Annotated in this window: 13 protein-coding genes; 7 read left to right on the top strand and 6 right to left on the bottom strand. The window is 57.4% G+C overall.

Annotated features, from left to right (window positions below; genetic code table 11):
- Window positions 1-56 precede the first annotated feature (56 nt).
- The gene (locus EH206_RS21510; RefSeq protein WP_009114871.1) at window positions 57-734 is read right to left on the bottom strand and encodes a 7-cyano-7-deazaguanine/7-aminomethyl-7-deazaguanine transporter; all 678 of its coding nucleotides are present in this window, start codon (window positions 732-734) and stop codon (window positions 57-59) included.
- A gap of 217 nt (window positions 735-951) precedes the next feature.
- Between EH206_RS21510 and tusA the strand changes: the two genes are divergently transcribed.
- Complete coding sequence (gene tusA / locus EH206_RS21515) at window positions 952-1,197, top strand: sulfurtransferase TusA (RefSeq protein WP_009114872.1); 246 nt, start codon at window positions 952-954, stop codon at window positions 1,195-1,197.
- 49 nt (window positions 1,198-1,246) lie between these two features.
- On the opposite strand, the gene EH206_RS21520 is transcribed toward tusA, so the two are convergent.
- Together EH206_RS21520 and EH206_RS21525 are read right to left on the bottom strand one after the other, a co-directional pair.
- Complete coding sequence (locus tag EH206_RS21520; RefSeq protein ID WP_009114873.1) at window positions 1,247-3,556, bottom strand: zinc/cadmium/mercury/lead-transporting ATPase; 2,310 nt, start codon at window positions 3,554-3,556, stop codon at window positions 1,247-1,249.
- A 91-nt stretch (window positions 3,557-3,647) separates the two neighbouring features.
- Window positions 3,648-4,277 carry a lysoplasmalogenase gene (locus tag EH206_RS21525; RefSeq protein ID WP_009114874.1) on the bottom strand — a complete coding sequence of 210 codons (630 nt, stop codon included), beginning with the start codon at window positions 4,275-4,277 and terminating at the stop codon, window positions 3,648-3,650.
- Window positions 4,278-4,492: 215 nt separating this feature from the next.
- On the opposite strand from EH206_RS21525, the gene EH206_RS21530 reads away from it, so the two are divergent.
- Window positions 4,493-4,813: a DUF1820 family protein gene (locus EH206_RS21530; protein ID WP_009114875.1), complete on the top strand. Its 321-nt coding sequence runs from the start codon at window positions 4,493-4,495 to the stop codon at window positions 4,811-4,813.
- Between the two features lie 72 nt (window positions 4,814-4,885).
- On the opposite strand, the gene EH206_RS21535 is transcribed toward EH206_RS21530, so the two are convergent.
- Window positions 4,886-5,164, bottom strand: a complete 279-nt coding sequence (locus tag EH206_RS21535; protein ID WP_009114876.1) for a DUF1145 family protein — start codon at window positions 5,162-5,164, stop codon at window positions 4,886-4,888.
- The gene (gene rsmD, locus EH206_RS21540) at window positions 5,151-5,756 is read right to left on the bottom strand and encodes a 16S rRNA (guanine(966)-N(2))-methyltransferase (protein WP_009114877.1); all 606 of its coding nucleotides are present in this window, start codon (window positions 5,754-5,756) and stop codon (window positions 5,151-5,153) included. The genes EH206_RS21535 and rsmD overlap by 14 nt, the downstream gene beginning before the upstream one ends.
- 300 nt (window positions 5,757-6,056) lie before the next feature.
- Here rsmD and ftsY point away from each other — a divergent pair, with 300 nt between their 5' ends.
- From ftsY to rpoH, 4 genes are all read left to right on the top strand, one after another.
- Window positions 6,057-7,391 (top strand): signal recognition particle-docking protein FtsY, encoded by a 1,335-nt coding sequence (ftsY, locus tag EH206_RS21545; RefSeq protein ID WP_009114878.1) that lies wholly within the window; start codon window positions 6,057-6,059, stop codon window positions 7,389-7,391.
- Between the two features lie 6 nt (window positions 7,392-7,397).
- Window positions 7,398-8,069, top strand: a complete 672-nt coding sequence (gene ftsE, locus EH206_RS21550; RefSeq protein WP_009114879.1) for a cell division ATP-binding protein FtsE — start codon at window positions 7,398-7,400, stop codon at window positions 8,067-8,069.
- Complete coding sequence (ftsX, locus tag EH206_RS21555) at window positions 8,059-9,027, top strand: permease-like cell division protein FtsX (protein WP_009114880.1); 969 nt, start codon at window positions 8,059-8,061, stop codon at window positions 9,025-9,027. Before ftsE ends, ftsX begins: the two co-directional genes overlap by 11 nt.
- Window positions 9,028-9,323: 296 nt before the next feature.
- On the top strand, window positions 9,324-10,181 hold the full coding sequence (gene rpoH, locus EH206_RS21560; protein WP_009114881.1) for an RNA polymerase sigma factor RpoH: 858 nt from the start codon (window positions 9,324-9,326) through the stop codon (window positions 10,179-10,181).
- A 63-nt stretch (window positions 10,182-10,244) separates the two neighbouring features.
- On the opposite strand, the gene panM is transcribed toward rpoH, so the two are convergent.
- Window positions 10,245-10,655 (bottom strand): aspartate 1-decarboxylase autocleavage activator PanM, encoded by a 411-nt coding sequence (panM, locus tag EH206_RS21565; protein ID WP_009114882.1) that lies wholly within the window; start codon window positions 10,653-10,655, stop codon window positions 10,245-10,247.
- A 401-nt stretch (window positions 10,656-11,056) separates the two neighbouring features.
- On the opposite strand from panM, the gene EH206_RS21575 reads away from it, so the two are divergent.
- Window positions 11,057-12,169 carry a branched-chain amino acid ABC transporter substrate-binding protein gene (locus tag EH206_RS21575; RefSeq protein ID WP_009114883.1) on the top strand — a complete coding sequence of 371 codons (1,113 nt, stop codon included), beginning with the start codon at window positions 11,057-11,059 and terminating at the stop codon, window positions 12,167-12,169.
- Window positions 12,170-12,190 lie beyond the last annotated feature (21 nt).

The following is a 12,190-nucleotide window of genomic DNA, read 5'->3' on the forward strand; positions in this document are numbered from 1 at the left end:
CGCTATTCGATCGGTAAAAACAGCCAGTTTGCGGCCGTCTTTAGTGCGATACCGGCCTAGCGGCGGCTCGCCGCGGGCCGATAAAGCGTGCCGGGCTGCTGTTCGCTCAGGCGTTTCAGCACCATATTCAGCATAACGCCATACATCGGCAGGAAGAAAAGCAGGCTGATCAGCAGCTTGAAAGTGTAGTCCACCAGGGCGATTTCAATCCAGTTCGCGGCCATAAAAGGATCGCTGCTGCGATAAAAGGCGATAAAGAAAAAGGCCAGCGTATCGCAGAGGTTGCCAAAGACGGTGGATACCGCCGGGGCCACCCACCAGGCGTTGCGCCGCCGCAGCCGGTTGAAAACGTGCACATCCAGAATCTGCCCCAGCACGTACGCCATAAAGCTGGCGCAGGCGATGCGGGCCACGATGATATTGAGCTGCCCCAGCGCGCCGAATGACTGCCACGACCCCTGATAAAACAGGGCCGACACCAGATAGGAGATCAGCAGGGCGGGCACCATCACGGTCAGAATGATACGCCGCGCCAGCGGGGCGCCGAAGATTCTCACGGTCAGATCGGTGGCCAGAAAAATAAACGGAAAAGTGAAAGCGCCCCAGGTGGTATGAAAACCCAAAATCGACACCGGAAGCTGTACCAGATAATTACTGGAGGTAATGATCAGAATATGAAACAACGCAAGCCAGATCAGCGCCGCAAGCCGCTGCCGGGGAGTAAAATCATACATATATGCGACCTTTTTGGTTATTGGGGTGAGGGAACCCAAGAAACGTCCTGCTCTTTTTAGCCGCCGCCCTTCCGGGCCGCCGCTAGCGGCGCATAATACGCATTTGCTCCGGCAATGCAATGGTTGTTTTTTACGCAAACGTTGTCGCGGCTTGCGCCGAAAAATCCCCGGCGTAAACTATGGCGGTTTTTATTGCCATCTATCACCGAGAGCCCTGATGACCGATCCCTTCGCCAATCCCGACATAACCCTTGACGCCCAGGGACTGCGCTGCCCGGAACCCGTGATGATGGTACGCAAAGCGGTACGCCAGATGGCGACCGGGCAAACGCTGCTGGTGCTGGCGGACGACCCGGCGACCACCCGCGATATTCCCGGTTTCTGCCGTTATATGGAACACGAACTGCTGGCGCAGGTCACCGAGCAATTGCCGTATCGGTATTTGCTGCGCAAAGGGGGATAAGCGCCGCATGCCGGCAAAGCCCGGAGCTTTGCCGACAACTTGAGCGCCTTTAACCATCCCGTTTCTTCAGCAAGCGCAGCGCGTTGGCGGTAACCAGCGCCGTGGCGCCGGAGTCCGCCAGCACCGCCAGCCACAGCCCGGTAATGCCCATAATGCTGGTGATCAGAAACAGCGCTTTCAGCCCCAGGGCGATGGCGACATTCTGGCGAATATTGCGGTTCGTCGCCCGCGACAGCCGGATCATCGCGGCCAACCCGTCCAGACGGCTGTGGGTCAAGGCGGCGTCGGCGGTTTCCAGCGCCACGTCCGTGCCGCTGCCCATGGCGATGCCGATGGTCGCCGCTTTCATCGCCGGGGCGTCGTTAATGCCGTCCCCCACCATGGCGGTGGGACGTTGCCGATTAAGTTCGCCGATGGCCGTCACTTTATCCGCCGGCAGCAAACCGGCGCGGAAATCAATGCCCAGCTCGCCGGCGATGGCCGCGGCGGCCCGCGGGTTGTCCCCGGTCAGCATCACGCAGCGGATATTCAGCGTCTTAAGCCGACTCAGCGCCAATGGCGCATCGCTGCGCAGCGTATCCCGCAGCGCCAGCAAACCGAGCACGCGGCTCTCCTCCTGCACCACCACCACCGTTTTCCCTTCATTTTCCAAGGCATCGACGCGTTGCCGCCAGTCGGCATCCAGCGTGCCTGCCGCCAGCCCGGCCGGGGAGCTGACCTGAAGGCGTTTACCGGCGACCGTCCCCGCCACGCCGATGCCCGCCAGCATCCGGCGCTGCTCCGCGACGGGCAGAAAAGCGCTCGCTTCCAGCGCCCGCTGCACGATGGCTTTCGCCAGCGGATGGCGCGAACCTGATTCCACCGCCGCGGTACGCGCCAGCAGAGCGGCCTCGCTGACGCCGGCGGCGGGCACAATATCCGTAACCTGCGGTTTGCCTTCGGTCAGCGTGCCGGTTTTATCAAAGGCGACGGTACGGATGCCGCCCAGCGACTCCAGCGCCGCGCCGCCCTTAATCAGCGCCCCCTGGCGGGTCGCCGCGGCAAGGCCGGAAGCGACCGCCGCCGGGGTGGATATCACCAGCGCGCAGGGACAGCCGATCAGCAACAGCGTCAACCCGCGGTAAATCCACTCCTGCCAGGGCTGCGCCAGCAATAGCGGCGGAATCAGAATAACCAGCAACGACAGCAGCATAACGGCCGGCGTGTAGTAACGGCTGAAACGATCGAGGAAGCGCTCTATCGGCGCCCGGCGCTCTTCCGCCTGTTCGATCAATTGCAGAATACGGTCGATCGCGCTATTGCCCGGCGCTGAAACCACCCGCAGTTGCACCATCCGGTCGACGCACAGACAGCCCGCCGCCACCTTCTCGTCCCGACCCCGTTCAACCGGCACCGACTCCCCGGTCAGCGCGCTTTCGTCAAAACTGGCGCCGACGGTCAGCAATACGGCGTCGGCCGGCAGCCGGTCGCCGGGGGCGACTTCAATAATATCGCCGGGTAACAGCTCGGCGATCGGCACGCGAACGCGGCGTTCATTTCTGACCACCGTGGCCTCTTCGGGGATCAACGCCATTAAGGCGCTGACCCCTCGCCGGGCGCGGTGGGCGGCGTAGGACTCCAACTGCTCGCCCAGCATAAAGAGCAGCAGCACGACCGTGGCTTCCGTGGCGGCGCCAATCAGTAATGCGCCGACCGCGGCCACGCTCATCAGGGTTTCAATGGCGAAAGGGGTGCCGGAGCGGATAAGCCGCCACGCTTTTTTCAGGATCGGCACCAGCCCGACCAGCGTGGTGGCGATAAAAGCGATGCGCCCGCCGGACTCGCTAACCAGCGAAAGTCCCCAGCTTGCCGCCGCCAGCAAGGCGAACAGCGCCAGGAAGCCGTATTCATCGATAAAACGGCGCGAATCAGGAAAAAGGGGCGTTTGCGGAATGATATCCTGCAAAGTAAAACCGGCTTGCTTAACGGCGTATTGGACCTGGTCTCGTACGTCGCGGCGGGCATCGACGACCAGTTTTTCGGTGGCGAACAGTACCTTGGCCTGCTCTATCCCGGTGAGATTTTTTACGGCATTTTCAACTTTGCGCGCGCAGCTGGGGCAATCCATCCCGCTGACTTTCCAACTGAAACGTTGATGCCCGGCGGGTCGGTCGCCATCGCCGCCGTCGGGATCGTCCGAATCGGCATTATCGCCGCTTTCCGCCCCGCTCCGCTCCGGTCCGCGGCCGGTATTGGCGACGGCGCCCGATGCGCGCTTTACCGCACAGCAGCTTTTTTCAGCCCGTGAGGATTGGCGGGCGTGCTTATGGCAGCAGGCCGATTTTTCAGCGCCGTGCTGGTGATGCTGATGAGAATGCATATCTTCCTCCCGAGTTGATGATAGTGATTCTCATCGCCGACTTTACACCCTCGTATCAGGCTAATCCAGCGATTCGCTCTCCCGTTCGGGATTAAAAATAGAGCGAACGAACGATCAGGAAATGGCCGCCGAAATAGCAGGCCGCCACCACCGCCTGATGGGCGCGGAAATTGATCCGATAATGATGAATAAGCCAGGCCGCATGGGCGATAAACAGCAGCGCGCTGCCGGTCAGCAACGAGAAATTATAGTCCGTGCCGAGGGCAAAATAACGCTCGCCGGCCACCCAGACCATCAGCGTGGTCATAATGATGAACGCGCACACCGGCCAGCGCTGCGTATCCAGGCGGCTCCAGATAATCACTATCAGCACCGCCGCCAGAACGATCAGCGCCAGCGCCAGCGGCCAGAAGAAAGTGAGCGTTATCTGGCTGGTGAAAAAGCTGACGGTATACAGCAGATGCGCGAGAAAGTAGGCGCCGAAAGCATAGAGAATGCGCTGCGTCGGCAGCAACAGCAGGGTATCGGCAACCAGCGAGGCCAGCAGTCCAATCACGATCAGATAGCCCGGCGCGCTCAGCAGCGGCGTTTGCCACGCCAGCGCCAGCAGCAATAATAAGGTAACGGGTTTAAACAGCCAGCGCTGCCATACCGGACCACGATAGCTGGCATCAACATACAGCCAGCCGGAAAAGAGCACGGCGATAAACGACCAAAGCATAAATTGTCCTTATTCTCTACAAGACAGGGCGGATAGAAGGAAACCCGGCATCAGCTTATCTCTCTCCAACCTTTATTTATTCAGTGTAGGGGATTGTGAGGAAGATAAACAACATCGGGTGCGGCAGATGCGCATAGCGATGCTTCATGCTATGTTATCGGCCCGTTTGGTTTGTTGATCGGCACATAAAATATGTTGAAGGAGAGTATGGTTGAATGAGCAATGAACCCGCGCTTTATCGTATTCAGTTTATGAATAATGGTAAAAACTACCAGCTTTACGTGCGTGAATTGGTCCCCAGCAATCTGTTTGGCTTTATTGAGATCGCCGATTTCGTCTTCGACAGCCAATCAACGCTACTGGTCGACCCCTCCACCGAAAAGCTGAAAACCGAATTTTCCGGCGTCAGCCGCAGCTTCATTCCCTTACAGGCGGTGATCCGCATCGACGCCGTCACTGAAAAGGGCAGCGCCCGGATTTCCGAGCTGGGCGATAACGTTACGCATTTCCCCTACCTTCCCGGCAAAAAAAACTGACGCCTCGGTAACCCGCTCCGAACGCTGATACCGGCTGACGCCATGATCCGGGCGCCCGCCGGGATAGGGCGATCACTTCTTTGGCGGTTTAGGCTGCTTGCTCTGCCAGGCGAGTAGTTCAAATACGCCAAACAGAAAAATGCGCGCCTGCTGCCCCCAGGTCAGCGATGGGTTCTCTTTCGGCTGGCTGGACTTTAACAGCAGCAGTTGGAAACCATGCATTAGAATGGTAAACGCCATCGCCACCGTCATAAAAATATTCAGCGGCCGGGGAAAAGGGTGGATCAGGTTAACGATCAAAAACCCCCACACTCCCAGCATCAATAAACGGCCCAGATTAATCCATATCACCGCGTGCCCCTTTGTTCTCTTGGCGAAGATATAAACGATACGCCACCTGACCGGCGATTTTCTCACGATGCAGCAGCCAGCCGTCCGGTATCGTCAGATGGCTGTTCTCCGCCTCGGTTTCCACGTAAATCCACGCTTCCGGCGCCAGCCAGCCTTGCCGCTCCAGCAAGGTCAGCGTCTGGTTGAGCAAATCCCGGCGAAACGGCGGATCGACAAACACCACGTCAAACGGCTCGCCGGTCTGAGCCAGCCAGTGCAAAGTATCAGTATTGACGACCAACGCGTTTTCCGCCCGCAGCAGCGTCAGATTTTGCGTTAACTGACGCGCCACGGCGCGCTCCGTTTCCAATAGCGTGGCGTGGGCGGCATGGCGCGATAGCGCCTCCACAGCCAGCGCGCCGCTGCCGGCGAAACAGTCCAGGCAGCGCGACTGCTGGATAACGGGCGCCAGCCAGTTAAACAAGGTTTCCCGCACCCGGTCGGTAGTGGGCCGTAAGCCGGGACTGTCGGGAACCGGGAGTTTTCTGCCGCGCCACTGACCACCGATGATTCGGATCTGTCCGGCGGCTGACGATGCATTTTTTTTAGCCATAGCTCACATAATTGATTGCCGTGCCGGACAAGCCAGCCGACACAGCCGGAGAAATTTAGCCGCTATTCTAACGGCGGTTAGGAGTTGAGGGAATGTTAAGATAGCGTTGTTGCGGCAACGCGCCTCAAAAGTCGCGGATTGTCGCTTTGACATATCTGGTTACCGAGATTGTCGGCCATTGTTCCCCGCGGCTGCGTGTTGCTGCCGAGAGGAAAGTGTTAAACTTGTGGTTTATAGGCAAAATAGCCTGATTTTCATTATCGATTCGCTGCAGTGAGCGGCGTGGAGCGCGATTGCAACATGACAAAAGAGAAGAAGCGCGGTTTTTTTTCCTGGCTGGGATTAGGCCGACAGGAAGAAGAACAACAACAGCAACCGCAAGATAAACCCGAAGCCGAGGATACGCCGGCGGCGGAACCCGCAACGGACGCCGATGACCATCGGCTCTCCGAATCCGTACCTGAAACCGCATCCGGCGCATCCCCCGCGCGGGAAAACGAAGCCCCGACCGAATCGGCGCCGCCGGAAGAACCGCATGTCGCCGCACATACCTTGGCGCAGGAAGGCACGCCGACGGCGGAATCGGTAGCGGATAGCGCGCCGGCGGCGATTGAACCGTTAGCTGAGGAAACGGCGCCGGTCGTTGAGGCTGAACCGGAAAGCCGGCAAGTCGAACACGCCGCGCCGGTGACGCACGAGCAAGAGCGTCCCACCAAAGAGGGGTTCTTCGCCCGCCTGAAACGCAGCCTGGTGAAAACCCGCCAGAATCTGGGTTCAGGATTTATCGGATTGTTTCGCGGTAAGAAAATCGACGATGATCTGTTTGAAGAGCTGGAAGAGCAGCTGCTGATTGCCGATGTGGGCGTTGAAACCACGCGCAAGATCATCACCAATCTGACGGAGCACGCCAATCGCAAACAGCTGAAAGATGCTGATACGCTTTTTGTTAAGCTGAAAGAAGAAATGGCGACGATCCTTGCTAAGGTTGATGAGCCGCTGAATATCGAAGGCAAAACGCCTTACGTGATCCTGATGGTCGGGGTGAACGGCGTGGGTAAAACCACCACCATCGGCAAAATGGCGCGCCAGTTTCAGGCCCAGGGCAAATCGGTGATGCTGGCGGCGGGAGATACCTTCCGCGCCGCCGCGGTCGAGCAGCTTCAGGTCTGGGGCCAGCGCAACAATGTCGCGGTGGTGGCGCAGCATACCGGGGCCGACTCCGCCTCGGTGATTTTCGACGCCATCCAGGCCGCCAAGGCGCGCGGGGTGGATGTGCTGATTGCGGACACCGCCGGTCGCCTGCAGAACAAAGCCCATCTGATGGAAGAGCTGAAAAAGATCGTGCGGGTGATGAAAAAGCTGGATGAAGACGCGCCGCACGAAGTCATGCTGACGCTGGACGCCAGCACCGGACAGAACGCGGTGAGTCAGGCGAAACTGTTCAACGAGGCCGTCGGGCTGACGGGCATCTCGCTGACCAAGCTTGACGGCACCGCCAAAGGCGGGGTGATTTTCGCCATCGCCGACCAGTTCGGCATTCCCATCCGCTATATCGGGGTGGGTGAAGGCATCGAAGATTTACGGCCGTTCAAGGCCGACGATTTTATTGAGGCACTTTTTGCCCGAGAGGATTAAAAACGGATGATTCGTTTTGAACAGGTCAGTAAAGCGTATCGCGGCGGACGTCAGGCCCTGCAGGGGGTGGATTTTCATCTGCGCCCGGCGGAGATGGCCTTCCTGACCGGCCACTCCGGCGCGGGGAAAAGCACCCTGCTGAAGCTGATTTGCGGGATTGAACGCCCCAGCGCCGGTCAGATTCTGTTCAGCGGGCACAATATCAGCCGCTTAACAAAGCGCGAGGTGCCGTTTCTGCGCCGCCAGATCGGGATGATCTTCCAGGATCACCATCTGTTGATGGAGCGTACCGTTTATGACAACGTGGCGATGCCGCTGATCATTGCCGGCGCCACCAGCGAAGATATCCGCCGCCGGGTCTCCGCGGCGCTGGACAAGGTCGGCCTGCTGGATAAAGCCCGCAACTACCCTATCCAGCTCTCCGGCGGCGAGCAGCAGCGCGTCGGCATTGCGCGGGCGGTGGTCAATAAACCCGCCGTGCTGCTGGCGGACGAACCGACCGGTAATCTGGACGATGTGCTGTCCGAAGGCATTTTGCGCCTGTTTGAAGAGTTCAACCGGGTGGGCGTAACGGTACTGATGGCAACCCATGACACCGGGCTGATATCCCGACGCAATTATCGGGTGCTGACGCTCTCCGACGGCCGCATGATCGGGGGAAACCATCATGGCGAATAACGCCCGTAACCTGAAAAAAACCGCCATAAAGGCCAAATCGCTGCGCGGCGGCTGGCGGGAACAGTGGCGTTACGCCTGGAGCAATACCCTGGCCGATATGTTGCGCCAGCCCCTGGCGACGCTGTTGACCGTGATGGTGATTGCGATCTCCCTGGCGTTGCCGAGTATCTGTTATCTGGTGTGGAAAAACGTCAGCCAGGCGGCCGCGCAGTGGTATCCCACGCCGCAGTTGACCGTCTATCTGGACAAATCCCTGGACGATAACGCCGCGCAGGCGGTGATTACCCGGCTTCAGTCGGAAGAAGGGGTCGAAAAGGTCAATTATCTGTCGCGTAATGACGCCATGGGCGAGTTCCGCAACTGGTCCGGCTTTGGCGGCGCGCTGGATATGCTGGAAGAAAATCCGCTGCCGGCGGTCGCCATTATCACCCCCAGGATGAATTTCCAGAGCGCCGACATCCTCACCACGCTGCGCGAGCGCGTGGCGGCGACGCAAGGGGTGGATGAGGTGCGCATGGACGACAGCTGGTTTGCCCGGCTGGTGGCCTTGACCAGCCTGGTCGGACAGATTTCCGCGACCATTGGCGTCTTGATGGTTATCGCCGTCTTTTTAGTTATCGGCAACAGCGTGCGCCTGAGTATTTTCAGCCGCCGCGAAACCATTAACGTCATGAAGCTGATTGGCGCGACGGATGGCTTTATCCTGCGTCCCTTCCTGAACGGCGGCGCCGTTATGGGATTCGGCGGCGCCGTGCTGTCGCTGATCCTGTCGCAGGCGCTGGTGTGGAAGCTGGACGCCGCCGTCACTCAGGTCGCCTCGGTGTTCGGCACCACCTTCAAAGTCACCGGGCTGAGTTGGGATGAATCCCTGCTGCTGTTGCTGGTCGCCGGGATGATTGGCTGGCTGGCCGCCTGGCTGGCGACGGTGCAACATTTACGTCGTTTTACACCACAGTAATCTTTTTTTGCTATAATCTTCCCCTGTGATTCAGACCGTGCGCACAGGGGAAACGCCCGCGGACGCAACGTTTTTTTCACCTCGGCCGACGCATGATTTCCTCGGGTATTCATCTTGATATGTTAAATAAAATGGATAAAATCAGAGGAACTTGTGAGTAAAATCACAGTCTGAATTTATGTCGGGTTACTGAATAATCCGCAGATACGCAACGGCGTTAATATCGCGATTCGTCCGTGGCGGGTCGCACAAGCGGTCTTCTTACTGAGAGGCATCGCATAATCGAGAGAGGTTGAATGACCAAAGATATGCAAACTTTCACCCTAGTACCCCAAGGCAGTCTGGAAGGTTATATTAGAGCCGCCAACGCCTATCCGATGCTGACGGCGGAGGAGGAGCGGGCCCTGGCTGAACGACTGCATTATCAGGGCGATCTGGAAGCAGCCAAGCAGCTGATTCTGTCGCATCTGCGTTTTGTTATTCACGTTGCCCGTAATTACTCCGGCTACGGCTTGCCGCAGGCGGACCTGATTCAGGAAGGCAACATCGGCCTGATGAAGGCGGTGCGCCGTTTTAATCCCGAAGTGGGCGTGCGTCTGGTCTCTTTTGCCGTGCACTGGATTAAAGCCGAGATTCATGAGTACGTTCTGCGTAACTGGCGCATCGTGAAAGTGGCGACCACCAAGGCGCAACGGAAGCTGTTTTTTAACCTGCGCAAATCGAAAAAACGTCTCGGCTGGTTTAATCAGGACGAAGTGGAGCTGGTGGCCCGCGAGCTGGGCGTGACCAGCAAGGACGTGCGTGAGATGGAGTCGCGCATGGCCGCGCAGGACATGACCTTCGATCCGACGCCGGACGAAGAAACCCACGATGGCAAAGCCATGTCGCCGATGCTGTATCTACAGGATAAATCGTCTGATTTTGCCGACGGCATTGAAGAGGATAACTGGGAAGGCCACGCGGCGGATAAACTGACTTACGCCCTGAAAGGCCTGGATGAGCGCAGCCAGCATATTATTCGCGCCCGCTGGCTGGATGACGACAATAAATCCACCTTGCAGGATCTGGCCGACCAATATGGCGTCTCCGCCGAGCGGGTACGGCAGTTGGAAAAGAACGCCATGAAAAAGCTGCGCATGGCGATAGAAGCCTGATAGCGCAGCATTAAAGCATAAGCGACCGGCGCCCTTGCCCGGTCGTTTTGTTTTTATCCGCCTTCACTGATTTTCATTCTTTATATAGCGCCAGCCGCCGGATACCGGTGAAAAACCGCAGCTAAGCATAAATTTCGCCAGCACCTCTTCATTAACCGTCGCGTGATCCGCCGTCGCCAGCCACCACTCCTTGACGCCGGGTAACTGCCTGAGCACCTCTTCCACCAAATACAGGCCGACGCCGCGGCGGCGGGTCTCCGCGCGGACGACCATATCGCTCAGTTGAGCGTATTCGCCTTTGATTTCCACTAATACCCCGGCCAACAGCCGATCGTTAAAACGGGCGGCAAAGATACGGCGATCCGGCGTCAGCCCCGCCTGCAGAAGCGCGAGATTCTGATGCGGCCAGATTTTCGCCAGATCAATTTTGTCCTGGTCACTGAATTCAGCAAGATTCTCAACGGTTAGTTTCATTTACTGGCACCCCGTAATGAGTGAAGAATAATGTAGTAGGCTTGTAGTGGAACAGTTACGCAATTTCTTCTTTACAGTTAATAGGGAAAATGCTTTTCACGTCGCCTATTTTTCGAGTAAAACGTCATTGATTAAGGCATAAAGCAGCATAACTGACTATATATAAATTAAATACTGGATTTTAAGGCTGGTATTTTATGCTGCCATCCTCGCTTATTCCTGCCACCGACAGTTGATTTGCAGCATAAAATTCCTGTTTAATAATATGAAAAATAAAGCCTTATTAGAATTCATTGCTAATAATAAACCTAACCTATTCTTAGATATAAGAAAAAGGTTATCTTATGACGTAGGCAGTCAAATTTCCGGCAATATTCATAATAAAACTTGGGGTAAAACGGATGAAATTGAGTAAAAGCAAAATATTGCTGATGGGCTGTATGGCAATCGCACTCGGTCAGGCGGCAAACGCGGCGGATCTCAAAGTGGCGGTTGTCGGCGCGATGTCCGGTCCTGTGGCGCAGTATGGCGATATGGAGTTCATCGGCGCCCGTCAGGCCATTGCGGATATCAATGCCAAAGGCGGCGTGAACGGCAATAAACTGGTTGGCGTTGAATATGATGATGCCTGTGACCCGAAACAGGCCGTCGCCGTCGCCAACAAGGTGATTAACGACGGTATCCGCTATGTCATTGGCCATCTGTGTTCCTCCTCCACCCAGCCGGCGTCCGATATTTACCAGGAAGAAGGCGTGATCATGATTACGCCCGCCGCCACCAACGCGGATCTGACCACCCGCGGCTATAATCTGGTGCTGCGCACCACCGGCCTCGACTCCGATCAGGGTCCGACCGCGGCGAAATACATTGTCGAAACCATCAAACCTCAGCGCATCGCCGTGGTGCATGACAAACAGCAATACGGCGAAGGTCTGGCTCGCTCGGTGCAGGATAACCTGAAAAAAGCCGGCGCGAACGTTGTGCTGTTTGAAGGTGTGACGGCGGGCGATAAAGATTTCTCTACGCTGGTGGCGCGCTTGAAAAAAGAAAACGTGGACTTCGTTTATTTTGGCGGATACTACCCGGAAATGGGGCAGATTCTGCGCCAGGCCCGTCAGGCCGGCATGACCACCAAATTTATGGGGCCGGAGGGCGTGGGCAACTCATCGCTGTCCAATATCGCCGGCGAAGCGTCTGAAGGCATGCTGGTCACGCTGCCGAAACGTTACGATCAGGTGCCGGCGAACCAGCCGGTGGTGGATGCTCTGAAAGCGAAAAAGCTGGACCCGACCGGTCCGTTCGTCTGGACGACCTATGCCGCATTACAGTCTCTGACTACCGCCATGGAGCGCAGCGGCAGCGCGGAGCCGGAAGAACTGGCGAACGATCTGAAGGCAAAACCCGTCGATACCGTGATGGGACCGTTAAGCTGGGATGAAAAAGGCGACCTGAAAGGGTTTGAGTTTGGCGTATTTGAGTGGCACGCAGACGGTACTTCCAGCGTCGTGAAGTAATCAAGCAAATCCGTATTAATC

Origin of the sequence: Brenneria nigrifluens DSM 30175 = ATCC 13028, from assembly GCF_005484965.1 — a bacterium.
Classification (GTDB): Bacteria; Pseudomonadota; Gammaproteobacteria; order Enterobacterales; family Enterobacteriaceae; genus Brenneria; species Brenneria nigrifluens.

Bases quoted from the DNA above. Each gene is read 5' to 3' on its own strand.
- EH206_RS21510 (WP_009114871.1), bottom strand. From the start codon at position 734: ATGTATGATTTTACTCCCCGGCAGCGGCTTGCGGCGCTGATCTGGCTT.
- ftsE (WP_009114879.1), top strand. From the start codon at position 7,398: ATGATTCGTTTTGAACAGGTCAGTAAAGCGTATCGCGGCGGACGTCAG.
- rpoH (WP_009114881.1), top strand. From the start codon at position 9,324: ATGACCAAAGATATGCAAACTTTCACCCTAGTACCCCAAGGCAGTCTG.
- EH206_RS21530 (WP_009114875.1), top strand. From the start codon at position 4,493: ATGAGCAATGAACCCGCGCTTTATCGTATTCAGTTTATGAATAATGGT.
- panM (WP_009114882.1), bottom strand. From the start codon at position 10,655: ATGAAACTAACCGTTGAGAATCTTGCTGAATTCAGTGACCAGGACAAA.
- EH206_RS21520 (WP_009114873.1), bottom strand. From the start codon at position 3,556: ATGCATTCTCATCAGCATCACCAGCACGGCGCTGAAAAATCGGCCTGC.
- EH206_RS21575 (WP_009114883.1), top strand. From the start codon at position 11,057: ATGAAATTGAGTAAAAGCAAAATATTGCTGATGGGCTGTATGGCAATC.
- ftsY (WP_009114878.1), top strand. From the start codon at position 6,057: ATGACAAAAGAGAAGAAGCGCGGTTTTTTTTCCTGGCTGGGATTAGGC.
- tusA (WP_009114872.1), top strand. From the start codon at position 952: ATGACCGATCCCTTCGCCAATCCCGACATAACCCTTGACGCCCAGGGA.
- rsmD (WP_009114877.1), bottom strand. From the start codon at position 5,756: ATGGCTAAAAAAAATGCATCGTCAGCCGCCGGACAGATCCGAATCATC.
- EH206_RS21525 (WP_009114874.1), bottom strand. From the start codon at position 4,277: ATGCTTTGGTCGTTTATCGCCGTGCTCTTTTCCGGCTGGCTGTATGTT.
- ftsX (WP_009114880.1), top strand. From the start codon at position 8,059: ATGGCGAATAACGCCCGTAACCTGAAAAAAACCGCCATAAAGGCCAAA.